Source organism: Microbacterium sp. EF45047, assembly GCF_028472845.1.
GTDB lineage: Bacteria > Actinomycetota > Actinomycetes > Actinomycetales > Microbacteriaceae > Microbacterium > Microbacterium neungamense.
In genome coordinates this window covers 1,356,920-1,379,152 of the sequence record NZ_CP069429.1, presented here as the reverse complement: position 1 = coordinate 1,379,152, position 22,233 = coordinate 1,356,920, and the positions used below count along the sequence as shown (strand labels likewise).

The 22,233-nt window shown below is 73.4% G+C and carries 22 protein-coding genes and 1 pseudogene; all 23 read right to left on the bottom strand.

The window, feature by feature from the left end:
* Positions 1 to 3: 3 nt before the first annotated feature.
* Positions 4 to 807, bottom strand: a complete 804-nt coding sequence (gene trpA, locus JRG78_RS06640) for a tryptophan synthase subunit alpha (RefSeq protein WP_259605948.1) — start codon at positions 805 to 807, stop codon at positions 4 to 6.
* Entirely contained in the window at positions 804 to 2,015 is a 1,212-nt protein-coding gene (gene trpB / locus JRG78_RS06635) for a tryptophan synthase subunit beta (RefSeq protein ID WP_259605947.1), read from the bottom strand. Before trpB ends, trpA begins: the two co-directional genes overlap by 4 nt.
* Positions 2,012 to 2,821 (bottom strand): indole-3-glycerol phosphate synthase TrpC, encoded by an 810-nt coding sequence (gene trpC / locus JRG78_RS06630; protein ID WP_259608149.1) that lies wholly within the window; start codon positions 2,819 to 2,821, stop codon positions 2,012 to 2,014. The genes trpB and trpC overlap by 4 nt, the downstream gene beginning before the upstream one ends.
* Positions 2,822 to 2,823: 2 nt before the next feature.
* On the bottom strand, positions 2,824 to 3,054 hold the full coding sequence (locus tag JRG78_RS06625) for an HGxxPAAW family protein (RefSeq protein WP_259605946.1): 231 nt from the start codon (positions 3,052 to 3,054) through the stop codon (positions 2,824 to 2,826).
* A 35-nt stretch (positions 3,055 to 3,089) separates the two neighbouring features.
* The gene (locus JRG78_RS06620; protein WP_259605945.1) at positions 3,090 to 3,710 is read right to left on the bottom strand and encodes a Trp biosynthesis-associated membrane protein; all 621 of its coding nucleotides are present in this window, start codon (positions 3,708 to 3,710) and stop codon (positions 3,090 to 3,092) included.
* Positions 3,707 to 4,045: a phosphoribosyl-AMP cyclohydrolase gene (gene hisI, locus JRG78_RS06615; protein WP_259605944.1), complete on the bottom strand. Its 339-nt coding sequence runs from the start codon at positions 4,043 to 4,045 to the stop codon at positions 3,707 to 3,709. Before hisI ends, JRG78_RS06620 begins: the two co-directional genes overlap by 4 nt.
* The gene (hisF, locus tag JRG78_RS06610) at positions 4,042 to 4,803 is read right to left on the bottom strand and encodes an imidazole glycerol phosphate synthase subunit HisF (protein ID WP_259605943.1); all 762 of its coding nucleotides are present in this window, start codon (positions 4,801 to 4,803) and stop codon (positions 4,042 to 4,044) included. The genes hisI and hisF overlap by 4 nt, the downstream gene beginning before the upstream one ends.
* Positions 4,803 to 5,645, bottom strand: coding sequence for an ATP phosphoribosyltransferase (hisG, locus tag JRG78_RS06605; protein WP_259605942.1), 843 nt, complete (start codon positions 5,643 to 5,645; stop codon positions 4,803 to 4,805). Before hisG ends, hisF begins: the two co-directional genes overlap by 1 nt.
* A 37-nt stretch (positions 5,646 to 5,682) precedes the next feature.
* A complete protein-coding gene (locus JRG78_RS06600; RefSeq protein WP_259605941.1) occupies positions 5,683 to 5,946 on the bottom strand; it encodes a phosphoribosyl-ATP diphosphatase in 264 nt (87 codons plus the stop codon).
* Positions 5,943 to 6,623 carry a ribulose-phosphate 3-epimerase gene (rpe, locus tag JRG78_RS06595; protein WP_259605940.1) on the bottom strand — a complete coding sequence of 227 codons (681 nt, stop codon included), beginning with the start codon at positions 6,621 to 6,623 and terminating at the stop codon, positions 5,943 to 5,945. The genes JRG78_RS06600 and rpe overlap by 4 nt, the downstream gene beginning before the upstream one ends.
* Positions 6,624 to 6,637: 14 nt before the next feature.
* Positions 6,638 to 8,026, bottom strand: coding sequence for an RsmB/NOP family class I SAM-dependent RNA methyltransferase (locus JRG78_RS06590; RefSeq protein WP_272653223.1), 1,389 nt, complete (start codon positions 8,024 to 8,026; stop codon positions 6,638 to 6,640).
* 80 nt (positions 8,027 to 8,106) lie between these two features.
* Positions 8,107 to 9,021 (bottom strand): methionyl-tRNA formyltransferase, encoded by a 915-nt coding sequence (gene fmt, locus JRG78_RS06585; RefSeq protein WP_259605938.1) that lies wholly within the window; start codon positions 9,019 to 9,021, stop codon positions 8,107 to 8,109.
* 32 nt (positions 9,022 to 9,053) lie between these two features.
* Positions 9,054 to 11,000: a primosomal protein N' gene (locus tag JRG78_RS06580; protein WP_442927191.1), complete on the bottom strand. Its 1,947-nt coding sequence runs from the start codon at positions 10,998 to 11,000 to the stop codon at positions 9,054 to 9,056.
* 5 nt (positions 11,001 to 11,005) lie between these two features.
* Positions 11,006 to 12,202 carry a methionine adenosyltransferase gene (gene metK / locus JRG78_RS06575; RefSeq protein WP_272653222.1) on the bottom strand — a complete coding sequence of 399 codons (1,197 nt, stop codon included), beginning with the start codon at positions 12,200 to 12,202 and terminating at the stop codon, positions 11,006 to 11,008.
* A gap of 17 nt (positions 12,203 to 12,219) precedes the next feature.
* Complete coding sequence (rpoZ, locus tag JRG78_RS06570; RefSeq protein WP_259605936.1) at positions 12,220 to 12,477, bottom strand: DNA-directed RNA polymerase subunit omega; 258 nt, start codon at positions 12,475 to 12,477, stop codon at positions 12,220 to 12,222.
* A gap of 121 nt (positions 12,478 to 12,598) precedes the next feature.
* Positions 12,599 to 13,507 carry a guanylate kinase gene (gmk, locus tag JRG78_RS06565; RefSeq protein WP_272653221.1) on the bottom strand — a complete coding sequence of 303 codons (909 nt, stop codon included), beginning with the start codon at positions 13,505 to 13,507 and terminating at the stop codon, positions 12,599 to 12,601.
* Positions 13,500 to 14,357 carry an orotidine-5'-phosphate decarboxylase gene (gene pyrF / locus JRG78_RS06560; RefSeq protein ID WP_272653220.1) on the bottom strand — a complete coding sequence of 286 codons (858 nt, stop codon included), beginning with the start codon at positions 14,355 to 14,357 and terminating at the stop codon, positions 13,500 to 13,502. The genes gmk and pyrF overlap by 8 nt, the downstream gene beginning before the upstream one ends.
* A complete protein-coding gene (gene carB / locus JRG78_RS06555) occupies positions 14,354 to 17,641 on the bottom strand; it encodes a carbamoyl-phosphate synthase large subunit (protein ID WP_272653219.1) in 3,288 nt (1,095 codons plus the stop codon). The genes pyrF and carB overlap by 4 nt, the downstream gene beginning before the upstream one ends.
* Positions 17,641 to 18,819: a glutamine-hydrolyzing carbamoyl-phosphate synthase small subunit gene (carA, locus tag JRG78_RS06550; RefSeq protein WP_272653218.1), complete on the bottom strand. Its 1,179-nt coding sequence runs from the start codon at positions 18,817 to 18,819 to the stop codon at positions 17,641 to 17,643. The genes carB and carA overlap by 1 nt, the downstream gene beginning before the upstream one ends.
* On the bottom strand, positions 18,816 to 19,322 hold the full coding sequence (locus JRG78_RS06545; RefSeq protein ID WP_272653217.1) for a PH-like domain-containing protein: 507 nt from the start codon (positions 19,320 to 19,322) through the stop codon (positions 18,816 to 18,818). Before JRG78_RS06545 ends, carA begins: the two co-directional genes overlap by 4 nt.
* A complete protein-coding gene (locus tag JRG78_RS06540; protein WP_272653216.1) occupies positions 19,319 to 20,650 on the bottom strand; it encodes a dihydroorotase in 1,332 nt (443 codons plus the stop codon). Before JRG78_RS06540 ends, JRG78_RS06545 begins: the two co-directional genes overlap by 4 nt.
* Entirely contained in the window at positions 20,647 to 21,612 is a 966-nt protein-coding gene (locus tag JRG78_RS06535; protein ID WP_259605930.1) for an aspartate carbamoyltransferase catalytic subunit, read from the bottom strand. The genes JRG78_RS06540 and JRG78_RS06535 overlap by 4 nt, the downstream gene beginning before the upstream one ends.
* Positions 21,609 to 22,142: pseudogene (pyrR, locus tag JRG78_RS06530) on the bottom strand (bifunctional pyr operon transcriptional regulator/uracil phosphoribosyltransferase PyrR); the annotation flags it as partial. The pseudogene pyrR and the gene JRG78_RS06535, both read right to left, overlap by 4 nt.
* Between the last annotated feature and the right edge of the window lie 91 nt (positions 22,143 to 22,233).

Sequence of the window (22,233 nt, the reverse complement as noted above, 5' to 3'; positions counted from 1 at the left end):
ATTCTAGTTTCCTGTTCCGAAGCGCGCCGACGGCGTACCGGCCGCCAGCGCCCTGGTGGTGTCGGCGAGGCCGTCCAGGCCGCCGTCGCGGAGGGCGCGGACGAGGGCGGTGCCCACGATGGCGCCGTCGGCGTACTCGACGACGCCGGCCACCTGCTCCGCGTTCGAGATGCCGATGCCGACGCACGCGCGGGACGCCCCGCGGTCGCGCAGCCGCTCCACGAGCGTGCGGGCGGCGCGGTCGAGCGCGGCGCGCTCCCCGGTGATGCCCATGGTCGACACGGTGTACACGAAGCCGGTGGAGGAGGAGATGACCAGATCGAGACGCTCGTCGGTCGAGGTCGGCGCGGCGAGGAAGATCCGGTCCAGGCCGGTGCGCCTGCTCGCCGCGATCCACTCCCCCGCCGCCTCGGGCGTGATGTCGGGGGTGATCAGCCCTGCCCCGCCGGCGGCGAGGAGGTCGTCCGCGTACCGGTCGACGCCGTACTGCAGCACCGGGTTCCAGTACGTCATCACCACGACCGGGACGTCGGTCTCGGCGGTGATCGCGCGCACGGCGGTGAACAGGTCCCGCATCCGGAAGCCGTTCGCCAAGGCGTGCTGCGTCGCCTCCTGGATGATCGCACCGTCCATCACCGGGTCGCTGTAGGGCGGCCCGAGCTCGATCACGTCCACGCCGTTGCGGGCGAGGGTGAGCGCCGCCTGGATGCTGGTGTCCAGGTCGGGGTAGCCGACGGGCAGGTAGCCGACGAACGCGCCGCGGTCGGCGTCGTGCGCGCGCCGGATGGCGTCCTCGACGCGGGTCACGGGGTGCTCTCCACGTCGTACAGGTGGAAGTACCGAGCGGCGGTGTCCATGTCCTTGTCGCCGCGGCCGGAGAGGCAGACCGCGATCAGGCCGTCCGGGCCAAGCTCGCGCCCGATCCGCAGCGCGCCGGCGAGGGCGTGCGCGGACTCGATCGCCGGGATGATCCCCTCGGTGCGGCTGAGCAGGCGCAGCGCCTGCATGGCCTGGTCGTCGGTGGCCGGGATGTAGGACGCGCGGCCGATGTCCGCCAGCCACGCGTGCTCGGGGCCGACGCCCGGGTAGTCCAGGCCGGCGGAGATCGAGTGCGACTCGATGGTCTGGCCGTCCTCGTCCTGCAGCACGTAGGTCTTCGCGCCGTGCAGCACGCCCGGTCGTCCTCGCTCGATCGAGGCCGCGTGCCGCGGCGTGTCCACGCCGTCGCCGGCCGCCTCCACGCCGTACAGCTTCACGTCCTCGTCGTCCAGGAACGCGTCGAACATGCCGATCGCGTTCGACCCGCCGCCGACGCAGGCGACGACGGCGTCCGGCAGCCGGCCGGCCTCCTCCAGCAGCTGCGCGCGGGCCTCCTCGCCGATGATCTTCTGGAAGTCGCGCACCATCGCCGGGAACGGATGCGGACCGGCGGCGGTGCCGAAGATGTAGTTCGTGGTCTCCACGGAGGCCACCCAGTCGCGGTACGCGTCGTTGATGGCGTCCTTCAGGGTGCGCGACCCGGTCCGCACCGGCACCACCTCGGCGCCGAGCAGCCGCATCCGGGCCACGTTCAGCGCCTGCCGCTCGGTGTCGACCTCGCCCATGTAGATGGTGCAGTCCAGGCCGAACAGGGCGGCCGCGGTCGCCGTGGCCACGCCGTGCTGGCCGGCGCCGGTCTCCGCGATCACGCGGGTCTTGCCGAGCCGCCTGGTCAGCAGCGCCTGGCCCAGCACGTTGTTGATCTTGTGCGAGCCGGTGTGGTTGAGGTCCTCCCGCTTGAGGAACACCCGGGCGCCGCCTGCGTGCTCGGCGAAGCGCGGCACCTCGGTCAGCGCGGACGGGCGCCCGGCGTAGGAGTGCAGCAGCCGGGCGAGCTCGTCGCGGAAGGCGGGGTCGGTGATCGCCGCCTGGTAGGCCTCCGCCAGCTCGTCGATCGCCACGATCAGCGACTCGGGCATGTACCGTCCGCCGAAGTCGCCGAAGAACGGCCCCGGCTGGTCGCGCAGACCGCTCATGTCGCCTCGCTCCGCTCTGTCCGCACCTTCTCATCCCCGGCCGCGAGGAACGCCTGCAGGGTGGCCACCGGGTCGCCGGTGACCAGGGCCTCGCCGATGAGGACGACGTCGGCACCGGCACGGCGGTAGTGCGCCACGTCCGCCGGGCTCAGCACGGCCGATTCGGCGATCCTCACGGCCGTGTCCGGGATGCGCTCCGCGAGCCGGCCGAACAGGTCGCGGTCCAGCTCCAGGGTCTTCAGGTCGCGGGCGTTGACCCCGATCAGCTCGGCGCCGAGGTCGATCGCCACCTCCAGCTCCTCCGCCGAGTGGGTCTCGGCGAGGGGGGTCATCCCGAGCTGCCGGATCAGGTCGTACAACTCGCCCAGCACGCGCCGCTCCAGCCCCGCGACGATCAGCAGCACGAGGTCGGCGCCGGCGGCGCGGGCCTCGAACACCTGGTACGCGGTGGCGATGAAGTCCTTGCGCAGCACGGGCACGCTCACGCGCGCGGTGACCGCCTCGAGGTCGGCGAGGCTGCCGCCGAAGCGGCGTTCCTCGGTGAGGACGCTGATGGCGGAGGCGCCGCCCTGCTGGTACAGGGCGGCCTGGTGAGCCGGGTCGGGGATCTCGGCCAGGGCGCCGCGCGAGGGGCTGGCGCGCTTGACCTCGGCGATGATCTTCACCCGGTCGGCGGGCGCGAGGCCGGCCAGGGCGTCCCGGGCCGGCGGGCGCGCGAGGGCGTCGCGCTCCACCGCGGAGAGCGGCCGCGCCTGGGCGCGACGCTCGGCATCCTCGACAGCGCCGGCCGTGAGGTCGGCGAGCACCATCAGTGACCCTTCGGCGTGTACTTCGGGCCCTTCACTCCGTACCCGGCCTTCGCGAGGATCCACCCGATCAGGGCGCCCAGCACGATCACCGCCGCAGAGATCCAGACCAGCGTGACCTGCCCTAAGCAGAACGCGATGGTGCCGGCGGTGAAGCCGATGAGCATGATCACGACAGCCGTCCAGGCAGCAGGCGAGTGTCCGTGTCCGGGGTCGGCGATCGAGTTCGTCATGTTCTCCTCCGTGGGAAAGCGGGCGTCCCGACAGTCTATCGGGCTGTGGGGTCGGTCCCGTGCGACATGTCGTCCCACGAGTCGACCGGGTCGAGGGGGCCGGAGCGGCGGGGCGCCCCGGCATCCGTGCGGTACCGGCGGCCGCCGCCGCGCCAGCCGCGCGCGGTGGCGGCGGTGAAGACGGATGCCGCCAGCAGCAGCACCCAGCCGGCCAGGGCGATCGCGGGCCACGCGGTCGGGTCGACCGCGGCCACCAGATCGCGCAGCGCCTGCTCGCCGGCGAGGCCGGTCGCCTCGGTCACCGCGGGGGCGACCACGGACAGCGGCGGGTCGGCGACCAGGGGGGCGGTCGCGACGGCGAGCACCACGGCGGCCGCGGCGCCGAGCGCGGCGAACGCGTACCGCAGCGCCGACCCCGCGATCGACAGGGCCGCGCCCAGGGCCAGCACGGCGAGGGACAGCGGGGCGAGCAGGGGGACCGCGTCGGCTCCGGCGACGGCCAGCGGCTCCCCGGCATCCGTCCGCGCGGCGGTGAGCCAGGTCTGCGTCGAGGACACGACGCCCACGGCGCCGGCGAGCAGGAACCCGGCGACCGCCGCGCCCCTGCCCCCGGCGCGGAGGCCGCGGGCGCGCAGACCCCGGGCCGGCCGGCTCATGCCGGCTCGCCGCCGAGCGGCAGGTCGCGGCCGTCGAAGCAGGTGCGGGTGCCGGTGTGGCAGGCGGGGCCGATCTGGTCCACCGTGAGCAGCACGGTGTCGCCGTCGCAGTCCAGCTGCACGCCGCGGACGTGCTGCACGTGGCCGGAGGTGTCGCCCTTGCGCCAGTACTCCTGGCGGGAGCGCGACCAGTACACCGCGCGTCCGCCGGTGAGGGTGCGTCGCAGCGCCTCCTCGTTCATCCAGGCGAGCATGAGCACCTCGCGGGTGTCCCACTGCTGCACGACGACCGGGACCAGGCCATCCGCGTTCCAGCGCACGCGCTCCAGATTCACCGGACGGTCACCCCCGCGGCGCGCAGCGCGTCCTTGACCTCGCCGATGGTCAGCTGCCCGGTGTGGAACACGCTGGCGGCGAGCACGGCATCCGCCCCCGCCTCGATCGCCGGCGGGAAGTGCGCGACCTCGCCGGCGCCGCCCGAGGCGATCACCGGGACGGCCGAGACCTCGCGCATCCGGCGCACCAGCTCGAGGTCGAACCCGTCGCGGGTGCCGTCCGCGTCGATCGAGTTCACCAGCAGCTCGCCGGCGCCGCGCTCGATGGCCTCGCGCGCCCAGGCGAGGGCGTCCAGCGAGGTCTCGGTGCGGCCGCCGTGCGTGGTGACCACGAAGCCGGACGGGGTGTGCTCGGAGCGCTTCACGTCCAGGGACAGCACCAGCACCTGCGCGCCGAAGCGGTCGGCGATCTCGCCGATCAGCTCCGGGAGGGCGATCGCGGCGGAGTTCACGCCGACCTTGTCGGCGCCCACCGACAGCAGCCGGGCGACGTCGTCGACGGTGCGCACCCCTCCCCCGACGGTGAGCGGCACGAACACCTGCTCCGCGGTGCGCTGGACCACGTCGTAGGTGGTGGCGCGGGCGTCCACGGTGGCGGTGACGTCGAGGAAGGTGATCTCGTCCGCGCCCTGCGCGGCGTAGTGGGCGGCCAGCTCGACAGGGTCGCCCATGTCGCGCAGGTTCTGGAAGTTGACGCCCTTGACGACGCGGCCGCCGGCCACGTCCAGGCACGGGATGACGCGTGCGGCGAGGGCCATCACAGTCTCGCCGCGTGGATCTCGGTGACCAGGATCGCGCGGGCGCCGAGCTCGTAGAGCGCGTCCATGACCTTGTTCACCCGACGGCGCGGGATCATCACGCGCACGGCCACCCACTTCTCGTCGCGCAGCGGGGAGATCGTGGGCGACTCGCGGCCCGGGGCGATCGCCACAGCCTGGTCGACGAGGTCGGCGGGCAGGTCGTAGTCGAGCAGCACGTACTGCCGGGCGACCATGACGCCGCGCAGCCTGCGCAGCAGCGTGTCGGTGCCCTCGGCCTCTCCGGGCCGGCTGATCAGCACGGCCTCGGACTCGATGATGACCGGGCCGAAGATCTCCAGACCCGCCTGGCGCAGCGTGGTGCCGGTCTCCACGACGTCGGCGATCACGTCGGCGACGCCCAGGCGCACGGCGGACTCGACGGCGCCGTCCAGCGGCACGAGGTGGGCCTCCACGCCGTGCGCGCGCAGGAAGTCGTCGACCAGGCCCGGGTAGGCGGAGGCGACGCGGACGCCCTGCAGCTGCTCGATCGAGCTGAAGCGGCCGGGAGGGCCGGCGAAGCGGAAGGTGGAGCGGGCGAAGCCCAGCGCCTCGATCTCGCGGGCGTCCTGCTCGCGCACGTCGCGGAGCAGGTCGCGGCCGGTGATGCCGACGTCGAGGGCGCCGGAGGCGACGTAGGTGGCGATGTCGCGCGGGCGCAGGAAGAAGAACTCGACGTCGTTGTCGGCGTCGATGAGGTGCAGGGTCTTGGTGTCGCGCCGGCCGGCGTAGCCGGCTTCGGCGAGCATCTCGGCGGCGGTCTCGGACAGCGAGCCCTTGTTGGGAACGGCGATGCGGAGCATGGGGGTCTTTCGGGTCGATCGAGCGGGGACGGCCGGATCAGAGATGTCGGTACACGTCCTCGAGCTCGAGGCCCTTCGCAAGCATGAGCACCTGCAGGTGGTAGAGCAGCTGGGAGATCTCCTCGGCGGTCTCCTCGTCGCTCTGGTACTCGGCGGCCATCCACACCTCGGCGGCCTCCTCGACGATCTTCTTGCCGATCGCGTGCACGCCGCGGTCGAGCTGCGCCACGGTGCCCGAGCCCTCCGGCCGGGTCCGGGCGGTCTCGCTCAGCTGGCCGAACAGCTCGTCGAAGGTCTTCACGATTCCAGGCTAGCGGCTCGCGCACGGGCCCGGAGACCGCCGATCGCCGCCTCGATGTCGTCCGCGCCGTACACCGCGGAGCCGGCGACGAAGGTGTCCGCCCCGGCGGCGGCGGCCTGCGCGATGGTGTCGGCGGAGATGCCGCCGTCGACCTGCAGCCACACGTCCGACCCGCGGCGGCGCGCCTCGTCGCGCAGGGCGCGCAGCTTCGGCATCGTCTCGGCCAGGAAGCCCTGGCCGCCGAATCCGGGCTCGACGGTCATCACCAGGATCTGGTCGAACTCGTCGAGGATGTCGTACAGCGCCTCCCCCGCGGTGCCGGGCTTGATGGCGACGCCGGCGCGGGCGCCGATGTCGCGCAGCCGTCGCGCGAGGGCGACCGGGTCGGCGGCGGCCTCGAGGTGGAAGGTGACGCTCGCCGCGCCCAGCTCCGCGTAGCCGGGGGCCCAGCGGTCGGGGTCGGTGATCATCAGGTGCACGTCGAGCGGGATCGGGCTGGTCTGCTGGATGCGCTCGACCATCTGCGGGCCGAAGGTGAGGTTCGGCACGAAGTGGTTGTCCATGACGTCGACGTGCACGAAGTCGGCGGTCGCGATGCGGGCGAGCTCGGCCTGCATGTTCACGAAGTCGGCGGCCAGGATGCTGGGGTTGATGCGCGGCGGGTCGGGAAGGCTCACCCGTCTATCCTGCCTCAGTCGCGTCCCGCGCCGTCGCGCGGCCGCCCGTCCCGCCGCAGCAGAGCGAGGAACATGGCGTCGGTGCCATGCCGGTGCGGCCACAGCTGCACCCGGCCGGTGCCGTCGGAGGCGAGGTCGATCGGGCTGCGGGCGAGCCCGGCGACGACGGCGCGGGCGTCCAGCTCGGTCACGTCGGTGCGGCCGCGGAGCACGTCGGCGACGACGCCGGTGGTCTCCGCGAGGTGCGGCGAGCAGGTGGCGTAGGCGACGATCCCGCCGGGTGCGAGGGCGTCGAGCGCGGCGTCCAGCAGTCCGGTCTGCAGCGCGACCAGCTCGGGCACGTCGGCCGGGGTCTTCCGCCAGCGCGCCTCCGGGCGGCGGCGCAGGGCGCCCAGGCCCGTGCACGGCGCGTCCACGAGAATGCGGTCGAAGGCGCCCGGATGCCGCGCGGCGAGCATCCGTCCGTCCTCCTCGTGCACCGGCACGTCCACCGGCAGCGGGCGCAGCGCCTGGCGGACCAGGCCCGCCCGTGCCGGCACCACCTCGTTCGCCTCCAGGCGGGCGCCGTGCCGCAGCGCCTCCGCGGCCAGCAGCGCCGTCTTCCCGCCCGGCCCGGCGCACAGGTCGAGCCACCGCTCCCCCGCCCGGACCGGCGCCGCGGCGGCGAGAGCGAGGGCGACCAGCTGCGAGCCCTCGTCCTGCACGCGGACGGCGCCCTGCGACGTGAGGACGACCGCGCGGGGGTCGCCGCCGGGCGAGCCGAACGCGGTGGGCGCATAGGGGCGGCGCGGCTCCCCGGGCTCGGCGAGTCCGGGCAGGGCGGCGAGCGTGACCTCGGGCGAGGCGTTGTCGGCCTCGAGCAGGGCGTCCAGCTCGTCCGCGCGGTCCTCGGCGGCCAGCGCGCGGCGCAGGGCGCGGATCACCCACACCGGGTGGGCGGTGCGCAGCGCGAGCCGTTCGTCGTCGGAGCGGGCGCTGCTCTCCACGACCTGCTGCCAGTGCTCGGGGGCATCGCGGGAGATCCGCCGCAGCACGGCGTTCGCGAAGCCGGCGGCGCCGCGCCCCTGCGCGGCGGCGAGGTTGACCGACTCGTTCACAGCGGCGTGGCCGGCGACCCGGGTGGCCAGCAGCTGGTGGGCGCCCAGGCGGAGCGCGTCGAGGACGGCCGGGTCGATGTCTGATGCTGGGCGGCCGGCGGCCGCGGCGATGATCGCGTCGTAGGTGCCGCGTCGGCGCAGCGTCCCGTAGGTGAGCTCGGTGGCGAGCCCCGCGTCCTGCGCGTCCAGGCCCGCCTCGTCGATCAGGGCGGGCAGCAGGAGGTTGGCGTAGGCGTCGGAGTCGCTCACCGCGCGGAGCACGTCGTACGCCACACGGCGGGCCGGCTGCACGGTGCGATCGTGCACGGTGCGATCGACGTTCCCGCCCCGGTTCCCGCCCCGGCCCCGGTTTCCGTTCCCGCCCCGGGTCCCGTTCCCGCCCCGGTTCACGATCCCGCCCTCACCGGGGTGCGCAGGCCGCGCCACCAGTCGCCCGCCGCCATGGCAGCCTTGCCGGCGGGCTGGACGCGGCGCACCTCGAGCGGCGCGGTGCCGGTGCCGACGAGCACGTGCTGCCGTCCCGCGGCGATCTCGCCGGGCGCCAGCGGCACGGCGTCCCCGGCGGGGGCGGCGTCGAGGATCTTCAGCCGGGCGCCGTCGACGGTGGTGTGCGCGCCGGGTTCCGGGGTGGTGCCGCGGAACCGGGCGTACACCTCGGCGAGCGGGCGGGTCCAGTCCAGGAGCCCGTCGGCGAGGGTGAGCTTGGGTGCGAGCGTGTGCGGCCCCGACTGCGGCACCGCGACCGCGGTGCCCGCGGCGATGGCGTCGACCACCTCGGCGGTGATCCCGGCGCCCGCCTCGGCCAGCACGCCCAGAGCGGTGGCGGCGGTGGCATCCGGCGGCACCGGGACGGGCCGGGAGGCGAACACGTCGCCGGCGTCGAGCTCCGGCACGAGCTGGAAGACGCTCACGCCGAGCTCCTCGTCACCGGCGATGAGCGCGTGCTGCACCGGGGCGGCGCCGCGCCAGCGCGGCAGCAGGGAGAAGTGCAGGTTGATCCAGCCGTGCGTCGGGGCGGTCAGCAGCGGGGCGCGCACCAGGCCGCCGTACGCGACGATCACGCCGAGGTCGGGCCGCAGCGCGGTCACCTTCGCGGTGGCGTCCGCGTCCAGCCGGGCGGCGCGGATCACCGGGATGCCGAGCCCGGCAGCGGCCTCGGCGACCGGGGACGGGGCGAGCACCCGCTTGCGGCCCAGCGGCGCGTCCGGCCGGGTGACGACGGCGGCCACCTCATGGGCCGCGGCGAGGGTGCGCAGGGTGGGGACGGCGACGGCCGGCGTGCCGGCGAAGACGAGGCGCATGAAGGTGCTCCGGTTCGGATCGCGGGATCGGGTCAGATCTCCGGTTCGAGGATATCGAGGTGCACGGACAGGGTCGCCCTGCCCCTGCCGCCGGTGCGGTCGCGTCCGCGCCGCGCCAGCGTGGCGTCGGCGATCACGGCCGCGCGCAGTGCCGCGGCCACCGCGGGCCCTGCCCCGTATCCGAACCGCACCAGGGCGCGGACGCGGCCGTCCTCGTCCACCGGAACAGGCCCGAGCACGGCCTCGCCGTCGACGCCGATCCCGCGGAGCGCGTCGAGGGCGCCGCGCACGGATGCCGAAAGCCCGTCGACCTGCGCCACCCGCACGGTCGGCGGCATCCGCAGCGGTGCGCGCGCCTGCAGCTCTCCGCGCGCATAGGCCGGCTGCGTCCAGGTCGCCAGCGCCCGCGCGACCGGGCTGTCCACCCCGACCAGATGCACCGGGGCGCCCGGGGCGGCGAGGGCGGCGGCGTTCGACCACCACCGCAGGCAGGACTCGCCGATCCGCAGCTCCGGGGCCTGCAGCATCCGCGCCCCGTCCAGCAGCAGCACCGCGCGGTAGCCGCCGTCGGCGAGCGGCTCGGCGCCGCGGGTGGCGATCACGAGCGCCGGCTTCGCATCCACCCGCTCGACCGGGTGGGTGCCGTCCGAGACGATCACCCGCACGCCAGGGAAGGCGCGTCCCAGCTCGTCGGCGGTGCGCTCGGTGCCCGAGGAGGCCAGCCGCACCTGCTCGGAGGAGCAGTGCGGGCATCGCCAGGCGTGCGCCGCGCGGCCGCACCATCCGCACACCGGCACCGCGCCGCGGCGCCGGGCGCCGAGCGGGCCGCCGCAGTGGGCGCAGCGCGCCGGCGCCCGGCAGGTGGCGCACACCAGGGAGGGCGAGAAACCGGGTCGGGCCACCTGCACCAGCACGGGACCCTCCGCCGCCGCGGCGCGCGCGGCGGCGTACGCGCTGGACGGCAGCCGCTGCGCGGCCTGCTCCAGCTCCTGCGGCGTGCTCAGCACCACCCGCGGCAGCACCCGGCGGGTCGCGGTGATCTCCCGCAGCCAGCCGTGCTCGACGAGCCGCTGCGCCTCGGAGGTGCGGGTGTGCCCGGCCAGCAGCAGCGCCCCGCCCTCCTGCTCCTGCCGCAGCAGCGCCGCGTCCCTGGCGTGCACGTACGGCGCCAGCGGCTCGGCGAGCAGCGGATCGCCGTCGTCCCACAGGGCGACCAGGCCCGCCTCGACCGGCGCGTACACCGCGGAGCGGTTGCCGACGACCACGCACGGGCGGGACTCCAGGGTGCGCAGGAAGGCGCGGTACCGGTCCGGGTTCGCCTGCCGGGCGTCGTGCCGGACCACGGCCTCCTCGGGGAGCAGCTCGGCCAGCGCCGCGAGCAGCCGGTCCTGGTCGCGGTGGTCGGGCACCACAAGCACGGCGGAGCGCCCGCCGGCGAGGACCGCGGTCGCCGCGGCGGCGAGCATCCGCGCCCACTGCGGCATGCCGTCGTCCAGCCCGGGCACGGCCTCGACGGCGGCGCGGCCGCCCTCGGCGAGCACGGCTTCCAGGCCGTCGTACCCGGCGAGCACCGCTCGGGCGCGCTCGGCCGCATCGGTGAGCGGCACCGGGGCCTCCTCCTCCGGGCGCCACGCCTTCTCCACGCGCACCTGCCGTTTCGGGATCGCCAGCCGCAGGATGTCGGAGGCGGAGCCGGCGGCGCGGTCGGCGGCGCGGCGGGCCAGACGGTACAGCCGGTCGGGCATCACGGCCACCGGGGAGACGACGCTCTCCACCGCGGACAACGGGCGTGCGGCATCCGTCTCCTCCGCGATCCCGGCGACGTAGCCGTCCACGACCCGTCCCGCGGTGCGCAGCGGCACGCGCACCCGCACGCCCGGGGTCACCGGGCCGAGCTCCGCCGGCAGGGCGTAGTCGAACAGCCGGTCCAGCTGCGGCAGCGGCGAGTCGATGACCACCCGCGCGATACGCCGGGTCACGGCGGTCAGCGTCCGGCGGCGCGGCGCAGGGCGTCAGCGCGGTCCGTGCGCTCCCAGGTGAAGTCGGGCAGCTCGCGGCCGAAGTGGCCGTAGGTGGCGGTCTGGGCGTAGATCGGGCGGAGCAGGTCGAGCTCCTCGATGATCGCCTGCGGGCGCAGGTCGAACACCTCGGTGATCGCCTTCGTGATCACCTCGTCCGGGACCGTGCCGGTGCCGAAGGTCTCCACGTACAGGCCGACCGGCCGGGCCACGCCGATGGCGTAGGCCACCTGCACCTCGGCGCGGGAGGCGAGGCCGGCGGCGACGACGTTCTTCGCCACCCAGCGCATGGCGTAGGCGCCTGAGCGGTCGACCTTGGACGGGTCCTTGCCGCTGAACGCCCCGCCGCCGTGGCGGGCGGCGCCGCCGTAGGTGTCGATGATGATCTTGCGGCCGGTGAGCCCGGCGTCGCCCTTCGGACCGCCGGTGACGAACGGGCCGGCCGGGTTGATGAAGTAGGCGAGGCCGTCGGCGAGGTCCAGTCCGGTCTGCTCGAGCACGGGGTCGATCACGCGCTCGCGGACCAGCTCCTTCAGCTCCTCCTGCGACACGTCCGGGTGGTGCTGGGTGGACAGCACGACCGCGTCGACGGTCTTCGGGGTGAACCCGTCGTAGCCGAGGGTGACCTGCGTCTTGCCGTCGGGGCGCAGGAACGGCAGCTCGCCGGAGCGGCGCACCTCGGTGAGGCGCTCGGCGATCCGGTGCGCCGTCCACGCCGCCATCGGCATCAGCTGCGGGGTCTCGTCGGTCGCGAAGCCGAACATGATGCCCTGGTCGCCGGCGCCGAGCGCGTCGCGCGGGTCGGTGGAGCCGCCGTCGCGGTGCTCCTGGGCCTGGTCCACGCCGTGCGCGATGTCGCTGGACTGCTCGCCCACCGACACGCTGACGCCGCAGGAGGACCCGTCGAACCCGGTGTCGCTCGAGGTGTAGCCGATGCCGTTCACGACGTCGCGCACGATCGTCGGGATGTCGACGTAGCCCTCGGTGCGGATCTCGCCCGCCACGTGCACGAGGCCGGTGGTGACGAGCGTCTCGACGGCGACGCGGGAGCCGCGGTCGACGGTGAGCAGGCCGTCCAGGATGCTGTCCGAGATCTGATCGCAGATCTTGTCGGGGTGACCCTCCGTGACGGACTCGGAGGTGAACAGGCGCAGAGCGCTCATCGAAGCACTGCCGCCCGTCACTCGGCGTGACGGATGCGGAGCTTGTCCTCGTTGATCTCGTGGAGCGCGATGGTGAGCGGCTTGTCCTCGACGGTCGAGTCGACCAGCGGGCCCACGTTGTCGAAGAGGTTGCCCTCGTGCAGGTCCGAGTAGTAGTCGTTGATCTGGCGGGCGCGCTTGGCGGCGTAGATCACCAGCTCGTACTTGTTGTCGACGCGCTCGAGCAGGTTGTCGATGGGCGGGTCGATGATGCCGTTGGTGTGGTGTCCGGCCATGGTGGACCTCCTGATCGGGCGACGGGATCGTCGCGAAGTCGGTGATGCGGGCGCGCGACCCTTCGACGGGCTCAGGGCCCTTCGACGGGCTCAGGGCCCTTCGACGGGCTCAGGGGCCGGGTCAGCGCGGTGACGCCGCTGACAAGTCTACGACCTCCTGCGCGGCGCGGGCGACGTCCTCGTTCACGATGCGGTAGTCGAACTCGTACTGCGCGGCCAGTTCGGCCTTCGCGGTGCGCAGCCGGCGCGCCCTCTCCTCGGCATCCTCGGTGCCGCGTCCGACGAGCCGGTGCACCAGCTCGTCCCAGGACGGCGGCAGCAGGAAGATCAGCGTCGCGGACGGCTCGGCGGCGCGCACCTGACGGGCGCCCTGCAGGTCGATCTCCAGCAGCACCGTCTTCCCCTCGGCGAGGGCGGCGTCGACGGGGCCGCGCGGCGTGCCGTAGCGGTGCTTGTTGTGCACCACGGCGTACTCGAGCAGCTCGCCGTCCGCGATCAGCCGGTCGAACTCGGCGTCGTCGACGAAGTAGTAGTGCACGCCGTCGATCTCCCCCGGCCGCGGGGCGCGGGTGGTGGCGGAGACCGACAGGTGGATCTCGGGATGCGTCTTGCGGATGTGCGCGGCGACGGTGCCCTTGCCGACCGCGGTCGGTCCGGCGAGCACGAGCAGGCGGCTGCGGCCGGCGCGGGGCTCCGGGATCGGGAAGCGCTCGTCCAGCCAGTGCGACAGGTCGGCGATCTGCCGCACGCCCAGTCCGCCCAGCCGCTTCACCGGAGAGATGCGCAGCTCTTCGAGGATGCGGTCGCGCTTGCCCGCGCCGATCGCGGGAAGGGCGATCAGGAAGTCGGTGATCCGCATCGTGCCGGCGTCCGAGTCGGCGTCCGCCACGGCACGGCGGAGCACCTCCTGCGGGGACACCACGCGGGTGGACAGGTCGCGCTTGAGCGACGCGCGGGCGCGGCGGCGCTCCAGCGCGCGCTGGGCGGCCGCGGCCCGGTCGACCTCGGGGACGATGCGGCGTTCAGCCACGGAGCACCTCCCGGTAGCGGGCGGCCCGCTCCTGGATCGTCGCGGCCAGCCGGTCCGGCCCCGCGCCGAGGACGCTGCGGCTCTCGTTCGCGAGCACGTTGCCGGCCAGCGGGCCGAAGCGGACGGTGAGGTCCTCGGGGGTGGCGCCCTGCGCCCCGAACCCGGGAGCGAGGATGGGGGTCCCAGCGAGCAGCGCATCGGGCAGTCCGAGCTCGTCGCGGTCCACGGTGGCGCCGATCACCAGCCCGATCGGGCCGAGGCCGCCGTCGAAGGCGGGCGAGCCGTTCGGCCAGGTGACGTCGCGGGCCACGCGCTGGGCGACGGTCTGCTCCTCGGCGGCGGCGACGTCGACCGTGCGGGCGGTCTGCAGGGCCGCCGCCTCCGGGTTGCTCGTCGCGGCGAGGACGAACAGGCCCTTCCCGGCGCGGACGGCCGTCGCGATGGTCTCCCGCAGCGACTCCGGGCCGAGGTAGGGGCTGACGGTCACGGCATCTGACTCCAGCGGGGACCCGGGGCTCAGCCACGCGTCCGCGTACCCGGCCATGGTCGAGCCGATGTCGCCGCGCTTGGCATCCGCGATCACGAGCAGCCCGGCCTCCCTGGCCGCGGCGAGCACGTCCTCGAGGGCGGCGAAGCCGCGCGAGCCGAACCGCTCGTAGAACGCCACCTGCGGCTTCACGGCGCCGACCCGGCCGGCGGCCGCGTCGACGACCCGCAGGCCGAACGCGCGCACGCCGTCGGCGTCCTGCGGCAGTCCCCACGCGTCCAGCAGGGCGCCGTGCGGGTCGATGCCGACGCACAGCGGACCGTGCGCGGCCATCGCCGCGCCGAGACGCTCTCCGAAGGTCACACCGCCGCCTTCCGGTCCAGGTCGTACTCCTGCAGGCTCTTCACGTCGAAGCCCTGGTCGGCGGCGTCCATGCCCGTCACCGCCGCGCCGAGCACCGCGATCGTGGTGAACAGCGCCTTGTCGGCGGCGACGGCGGCGGCGCGGATCTCGTACCCGTCCGCGCGCGCCGCTCCCCCGCCCGGGGTGTTCACGACGATGTCGATCTCGCCGGCGTTGATGAGGTCGACGATGTTCTGCTCGCCGGACTCCTGCGTCTCGCTGTACTTGGCGACCACGGTCACCGCGATGCCGTTGCGGCGCAGGATCTCCGCGGTCCCCTCGGTGGCGACCAGGGTGAAGCCGAGCTGCTGCAGGCGGTGCGCCGGCAGGATCACGGCGCGCTTGTCGGCATCGGCCACCGAGATGAACACGGTGCCCGAGGTCGGCATCCCGCCGTACGCGGCGGCCTGGCTCTTCGCGAACGCGGTCGGGAAGTCGCGGTCGATGCCCATCACCTCGCCGGTGGAGCGCATCTCCGGGCCGAGCACGGAGTCGACGATCTTGCCGTCCCTGGTGCGGAACCGCTTGAACGGCAGCACCGCCTCCTTCACCGCGACCGGCGCGTCCAGCGGCACACGCGAGCCGTCCTGCTCCGGCAGCATCCCCTCCGCGCGCAGGTCCGCGATGGTGGCGCCGGCCATGATGCGGCTGGCGGCCTTCGCCATCGGGATGCCGAGCGCCTTGGACACGAACGGGACCGTGCGGCTGGCGCGCGGGTTCGCCTCGATCACGTACAGCACGCCGGCGCTGATGGCGAACTGCACGTTCAGCAGCCCGCGCACGCCCACGCCCTCCGCGATCGCGAGGGTGGCCTCCCGGACGCGGTCGATGTCGGAGCGGCCCAGCGACACCGGCGGGAGGGTGCAGCTGGAGTCGCCGGAGTGGATGCCGGCCTCCTCGAGGTGCTCCATCACGCCGCCGATGAACAGCTCCCGGCCGTCGTACAGCGCGTCCACGTCGATCTCGATCGCGTCGTCCAGGAAGCGGTCCACGAGCAGCGGCTGCCCGGGGCCGATGATGGCCTGGTCGGCGATGCGCACGAAGTAGTCCCGCAGCGCCTCGGTGCTGTAGACGATCTCCATGCCGCGGCCGCCGAGCACGAAGCTCGGGCGCACCAGCACCGGGTAGCCGATCTCCTCGGCCACGCGCACCGCGCCCTCCACGTCGATCGCCGTGCCGTTGCGCGGCGCGACCAGACCTGCGGTATCGAGCAGGCGGGAGAACTGCTCCCGCTCCTCGGCGAGGTCGATCGCGGCGGGGCTGGTGCCGAGCACGGTGTACCCGGCCGCCTCGATGCCCTTGGCCAGGCCCAGCGGGGTCTGCCCGCCGAGCTGGCAGACGACGCCGAGGATGGTGCCGCTCTGCGCCTCGGCGTGCAGCACCTCCAGCACGTCCTCCAGGGTGAGCGGCTCGAAGTACAGCCGGTCGGAGGTGTCGTAGTCGGTGGACACGGTCTCCGGGTTGCAGTTGACCATGACGGTCTCGTACCCGGCATCCGCGAGGGCGAACGACGCGTGCACGCACGAGTAGTCGAACTCCACCCCCTGGCCGATGCGGTTCGGGCCGGAGCCGATGATGACGACCTTGGTGCGCTCGGACGGCTCGACCTCGGTCTCGTGGTCGTAGCTGGAGTAGTGGTACGGGGTGAGCGCGGGGAACTCGCCCGCGCAGGTGTCCACCGTCTTGTACACCGGGCGGACGCCGAGGCCGTGACGCACCCCGCGGACCTCCTCCTCGGTCAGGCCGCGCAGCTGCGCCAGCTGCGCGTCGGAGAAGCCGTGCTCCTTCGCGTACCGGATGACCTCGGCGGTCAGCTCCGGCGCCTGGGCGACGGCATCCGCGACCTCGTTGATGAGCACGATCTGGTCGAGGAACCACGGGTCGATCGCGGTCGCCGCGAACGCCTGCTCGATGGTGGCGCCCTTGCGCAGCGCCTGCTGCACCACGACGATGCGCCCGTCGGTGGGGGTCTTCGCGATCTCGAGCAGCTCCTCCACGGAGCGCTCCTCCTCGCCCCAGTGGAAGCTCGAGCCGCGCTTCTCCAGCGAGCGGAGCGCCTTCTGCAGGGCGGTGGTGTAGTTGCGGCCGATCGCCATCGCCTCGCCCACCGACTTCATGGTGGTGGTGAGAGTCGGGTCGGCGGCCGGGAACTTCTCGAAGGCGAACCGCGGCACCTTCACCACGACGTAGTCGAGGGTCGGCTCGAAGCTCGCCGGGGTGACCCCGGTGATGTCGTTCGGGATCTCGTCCAGCCGGTAGCCGAGGGCGAGCTTGGCGGCCAGCTTCGCGATCGGGAAGCCGGTGGCCTTGGACGCCAGCGCGCTGGAGCGGGACACCCGCGGGTTCATCTCGATGACGATGATGCGCCCGTTCTCGGGGTTCACCGCGAACTGGATGTTGCAGCCGCCGGTGTCCACGCCGACGGCGCGGATGATGTCGATGCCGATGTCGCGCAGCCTCTGGTACTCGCGGTCGGTGAGCGTGAGCGCCGGGGCGACCGTGATCGAGTCGCCGGTGTGCACGCCGACCGGGTCGACGTTCTCGATCGAGCAGACGACGACGGTGTTGTCGGCGGTGTCGCGCATCAGCTCGAGCTCGTACTCCTTCCAGCCGAGGATGGACTCCTCCAGGAGCACCTCGCTGGTCGGCGAGTCGTGCAGGCCGGCACCGGCGATGCGGCGCAGGTCGTCCTCGTCGAACGCGAAGCCGGAGCCGAGGCCGCCCATCGTGAAGCTGGGGCGCACCACCAGCGGGTAGCCGAGCTCGGCGGCGCCGGCGAGGACCTCGTCCATGGTGTGGCAGATGCGGGATGCCGCAACATCGGCGCCCGCCTCGATCACGAGCTGCTTGAAGATCTGCCGGTCCTCGCCCTTGCGGATCGCGTCCACCTTGGCGCCGATGAGCTCGACGTCGTACTTCTCCAGGATGCCGCGCTCGTGCAGCGCCATCGCGGCGTTCAGGGCGGTCTGGCCGCCCAGGGTGGGCAGGATGGCGTCCGGGCGCTCCTTGGCGATGATCGTCTCGATCACCTCGGGGGTGATCGGCTCGACGTAGGTGGCGTCGGCGAAGTCAGGATCGGTCATGATCGTGGCCGGGTTGGAGTTGACCAGGATGACCCGGACGCCCTCCTCGCGGAGGACGCGGCACGCCTGGGTGCCGGAGTAGTCGAACTCGCAGGCCTGACCGATGACGATGGGGCCGGAGCCGATGACGAGAACGGAGTTGATGTCGTCGCGCTTGGGCATTACTTGCCGTCCTTCTCGGTCTTCTGGCTGAGGGTCGCGACGACGAGATCGCGGAACCGGTCGAAGAGGTAGTTGGCGTCGTGCGGGCCGGCGGCCGCCTCGGGGTGGTACTGGACCGAGAATGCGGGGATGTCCAGGGCGCGCAGGCCCTCGACCACGCGGTCGTTGAGGCCGACGTGGCTGACCTCGACGCGGCCGTAGCCGGCCGGGCTGTCGAAGGGGCCGTCCAGGGGCGCGTCGACGGCGAAGCCGTGGTTGTGCGCGGTGATCTCCACCTTGCCGGTGGACTTGTCGAGCACCGGCTGGTTGATGCCGCGGTGTCCGAACGGCAGCTTGTAGGTGCCCAGGCCCAGGGCGCGCCCGAGCAGCTGGTTGCCGAAGCAGATGCCGAAGAACGGCAGCCGCTCGTCGAGCACCTCGCGCAGCAGCGTGACGTGCGCGTCGGAGGCGGCGGGGTCGCCGGGGCCGTTGGAGTAGAACACGGCGACCGGGTCGAGGGCGCGGATGTCGTCGATCGTGGCGCTCTGCGGCAGCACGTGCACCTCGAAGCCCCGCGCGGCGAGGTTGTCCAGGGTGGCCTGCTTGACGCCCAGGTCGAGCACGGCGAGGTTGCCGATGCGCTCGCCGACCGCCGGCACCACCTGCACCGCGCTGACGGAGACCTCGGCGGACAGGTTCCGGCCGGTCATCTCCGGCGCCGCGGTGACCCGGCGCAGCTGCTCCTCCGGGTCGAGGGCGGCCTCCGGGCCGGAGAAGATGCCGCCGCGCATGGAACCGGCCGAGCGGATGTGCCGGGTGATCGCCCGGGTGTCGATGCCGGCGATGCCGACGATGCCGTCGCGGACCAGGAGATCGTCCAGCGAGGTGCTCGCCCGCCAGTTCGACACGACGCGGGAGGGGTCGCGGACGATGTACCCGGCGACCCAGATGCGTCGGGACTCCGGGTCCTCGTCGTTCATGCCGGTGTTGCCGATGTGCGGTGCGGTCTGCAGCACGATCTGGCCGGCGTAGGACGGGTCGGTCAGGGTCTCCTGGTAGCCGGACATGCCGGTCGCGAAGACCACCTCGCCGAGGGTGGTGCCGCGGGCGCCATAGGCGCGGCCGCGGTAGCGGGTGCCGTCCTCGAGGACGAGCACGGCGGGCTCGATCAGGGACCCTGAGCGTGTCGAGAGGGTCATTCTGCTGCTCCTGTCTCCGGAGCGGTGCACAGGCGCCGCAGGTCGGGAAGAATACGTTCCGGGCCGCCGTCGGCGACGCGGAGGTAGGAATCGACGAGGATGCCGTCGGTGACGCGCCAGACCAGGCGGATCAGACCGCCCGGCTCCACGACGCGGTCGATGGTCACGGTCGCGGTGTCCGCCTCGACCAGGCGGTCGGAGGCGAGGAACACCGTCGGCGCCCCGTCGAGGCTGAGCGCCGCGCCGCGGTCGGTGAGCACGAGCTCACCACGAGCGCGGTACGCGAGCGGGCGGATGGTGAGCCGCTCCAGCGGCTCGTCGTGGCGGGTGGTGGCGACGTAGAGGATCTCGGAGCGCCCGGTCACCTCGGCGTGCTCCGGCACGCCGAGCGGCGCCTCGAGGCCGGAGTCGCGGCGCAGCCGCCTCCGCCAGGCGAGGTACATGGCGCCGAGCGCGAGCAGCGCGAGGGCCGCCACGATCAGCACGGCGAGCTCGCGGCTCACTGCGCTCCGCTCCGCTCGCCCAGGGTCCCGGGCAGCTCCTCGACCAGCTGGCCGTCGGCCAGGGTCACGACGCCGCCGTGGATGGTCCACTGCACCCGCCCCGGGAGCTCGCGACCCAGGTAGGGCGAGTTGCGACTGCGGCCGCGCAGGTCGTCCTCCGTGAACACGCCGCCGGCAGCGGGGTCGTACAGCGTGATGTGCGCGGGCTCGCCGACGGCGAGCGGACGGCCGTGGCCGTCCAGGCTGCCGATCCGGGCGGGGGCTGCGCTCATCACCCGGGCGACGTCCGCCCAGTCCAGCATCCCGGTGGCGACCATGGACTGGTGCACCACGCGCAGTGCGCTCTCCAGCCCGACCATGCCGTTCGCCGCGGCCTGCCATTCGCACGCCTTGTTCTCGGACGGATGCGGGGCGTGGTCGGTGGCGACGATGTCGATCGTGCCGTCGGCCAGGCCCTCGCGGACCGCGCGCACGTCCTCCTCGCGCCGCAGCGGCGGGTTCACCTTGTAGCGGGCGTCGTAGCCGCGGACGAGCTCGTCGGTCAGCAGAAGGTGGTGCGGGGTGACCTCTGCGGTGACCTGGATGCCCCGCTTCTTGGCCCAGCGGATGATGTCGACCGACCCGGCGGTGGAGAGGTGGCACACGTGCAGGCGCGACCCGACGTGCTCGGCGAGCAGCACGTCGCGGGCGATGATCGACTCCTCCGCGACGGCCGGCCAGCCGGCGAGACCGAGCTCGGCGGAGACGGCGCCCTCGTTCATCTGCGCGCCCTCGGTGAGACGCGGGTCCTGCGCGTGCTGTGCGATCACGCCGCCGAACGATTTCACGTACTCCAGCGCGCGGCGCATGATCAGCGGGTCCCACACGCAGAAGCCGTCGTCGCTGAACACGCGCACGCGGGCGCGGGAGGAGGCCATGGCGCCGAGCTCGGCCAGCCGCTCCCCCTTCTGCCCGACGGTGACCGCGCCGATGGGCTGCACCGTGGCGTAGCCGGATGCCTCGCCGAGGGCGAGCTCCTGCTCGACGACGCCGGCGGTGTCCGCGACGGGCGAGGTGTTCGGCATGGCGAACACGGCGGTGAACCCGCCGGCGGCGGCCGCCCGGGTGCCGGTGAGCACCGTCTCGGACGCCACGTACCCGGGCTCGCGCAGGTGCGTGTGCAGGTCGACCAGCCCGGGCAGGGCGATCAGTCCCGCGGCATCCACCACGCGCGCGCCGGCGCGGCTGAGGCCGGTGCCGATCTCGGCGATCCGGCCGTTCTCCACGATCAGGTCGGCGGTGTCGCCTCCGGTCAGCTGAGCGCCGGTGATCACGAGGGACTCGGTCACTGCTCTCCCCCTCGTTCCTCGTTCCGCTCCCCCGCCAGCAGCAGGTAGAGCACGGCCATTCTCACGGACACCCCGTTCGCCACCTGCTCGAGCACGGTGGCGCGGGCGGAATCGGCGGCCTCGCTGGAGATCTCCAGACCGCGGTTCATGGGTCCGGGGTGCATCACAATGCTAGTCTCCGGCAGGCCCGCCACGCGCACGGCGTCGAGCCCCCAGAGCCGGGAATACTCCCGCTCAGTGGGGAAATAGGCGGCGTTCATGCGCTCCGCCTGGATGCGCAGCATCATCACCGCATCCGGACCCGCGCCCAGGGCCCGGTCCAGGTCGAACTCGACGTCGACCGGCCACAGCGACACGTTCTGCGGCAGCAGCGTGGGCGGCGAGACTAGGGTGACGTGGGCGCCGAGCGTGGTCAGCAGCCACACGTTGGAGCGGGCGACCCTCGAGTGCAGCACGTCGCCGACGATGACCACGCGCAGCCCGTCCAGGTCGCGGCCGCGGCTGTCGTCGCCGTAGAAGCGCTTGCGGATGGTGAACGCGTCCAGCAGCGCCTGGGTGGGGTGCTCGTGGGTGCCGTCGCCGGCGTTCACGACCCCGGCGGAGATCCAGCCGCTGGTCGCCAGGGTCTGCGGGGCGCCGGAGGCGGAGTGGCGGATGACGACGGCATCCGCACCGATCGCCTCGAGGGTCTGCGCGGTGTCCTTCAGGCTCTCGCCCTTGGAGACGCTGGAGCCCTTGGCGGCGAAGTTGATGACGTCGGCGGAGAGGCGCTTGGCGGCGGCCTCGAAGGAGATGCGGGTGCGCGTGGAGTCCTCGAAGAAGAGGTTGACCACGGTCTTGCCCAGCAGCGTGGGCAGCTTCTTCACCTGGCGCGACTGGGTGTCGGCCATGTCCTCGGCGATGTCGAGGATGCGCAGGGCGGTGTCGCGGTCGAGGGTGCGGGTGTCGAGCAGGTGCCTCATGCTTCGATCGTCACCTCGTCCGCGCCGTCGATCTCGCGCAGGTGAACGTTGACGCGCTCCGAGCGGGCCGAGGGGATGTTCTTGCCGACGAAGTCCGGGCGGATGGGCAGCTCCCGGTGCCCGCGGTCGACGAGGATCGCGAGCCGCACCACCGCGGGCCGGCCGATGGACTGCAGGGCGTCCAGCGCGGCGCGGATGCTGCGCCCGGAGAACAGCACGTCGTCGACGAGCACCACGGTCTTCCCGTCGATGCCGCCGGCGGGGATCTCGGTGCGCTTGGGCGAGCGGGTCGGATGCTTGGCGAGGTCGTCGCGGAACAGCGTGACGTCGAGCGAGCCCACCGGGATGTCCACCTGGGCGATGCCGCTGATCAGCGGGCCGAGGCGCTCGGCGAGAGTGGTCCCGCGGGTCGGGATGCCGAGGAGGACGAGACCGTCGGCCCCCCGGTTCGATTCCAGGATCTCGTGGGCGATGCGGGTCAGCGCCCGCGAGATGTCGGCTTCGTGCAGCACGGTGCGTGCACTCATTCGACGCTCCCTTCTCCGCCTCTCCGGACGGTGTTAAAGGTTGCTTGCCCGCCCAGTCTACCGGGTCAGGCCGCGGCGACCGTCACACCCCGTC

Excerpts from the sequence above, each read along its gene's own strand:
- trpB (WP_259605947.1), bottom strand. The coding sequence starts at position 2,015 with ATGAGCGGTCTGCGCGACCAGCCGGGGCCGTTCTTCGGCGACTTCGGC.
- JRG78_RS06625 (WP_259605946.1), bottom strand. The coding sequence starts at position 3,054 with ATGACGAACTCGATCGCCGACCCCGGACACGGACACTCGCCTGCTGCC.
- JRG78_RS06620 (WP_259605945.1), bottom strand. The coding sequence starts at position 3,710 with ATGAGCCGGCCGGCCCGGGGTCTGCGCGCCCGCGGCCTCCGCGCCGGG.
- hisF (WP_259605943.1), bottom strand. The coding sequence starts at position 4,803 with ATGGCCCTCGCCGCACGCGTCATCCCGTGCCTGGACGTGGCCGGCGGC.
- hisG (WP_259605942.1), bottom strand. The coding sequence starts at position 5,645 with ATGCTCCGCATCGCCGTTCCCAACAAGGGCTCGCTGTCCGAGACCGCC.
- fmt (WP_259605938.1), bottom strand. The coding sequence starts at position 9,021 with ATGCGCCTCGTCTTCGCCGGCACGCCGGCCGTCGCCGTCCCCACCCTG.
- metK (WP_272653222.1), bottom strand. The coding sequence starts at position 12,202 with ATGAGCGCTCTGCGCCTGTTCACCTCCGAGTCCGTCACGGAGGGTCAC.
- rpoZ (WP_259605936.1), bottom strand. The coding sequence starts at position 12,477 with ATGGCCGGACACCACACCAACGGCATCATCGACCCGCCCATCGACAAC.
- carB (WP_272653219.1), bottom strand. The coding sequence starts at position 17,641 with ATGCCCAAGCGCGACGACATCAACTCCGTTCTCGTCATCGGCTCCGGC.
- carA (WP_272653218.1), bottom strand. The coding sequence starts at position 18,819 with ATGACCCTCTCGACACGCTCAGGGTCCCTGATCGAGCCCGCCGTGCTC.
- JRG78_RS06535 (WP_259605930.1), bottom strand. The coding sequence starts at position 21,612 with ATGAGGCACCTGCTCGACACCCGCACCCTCGACCGCGACACCGCCCTG.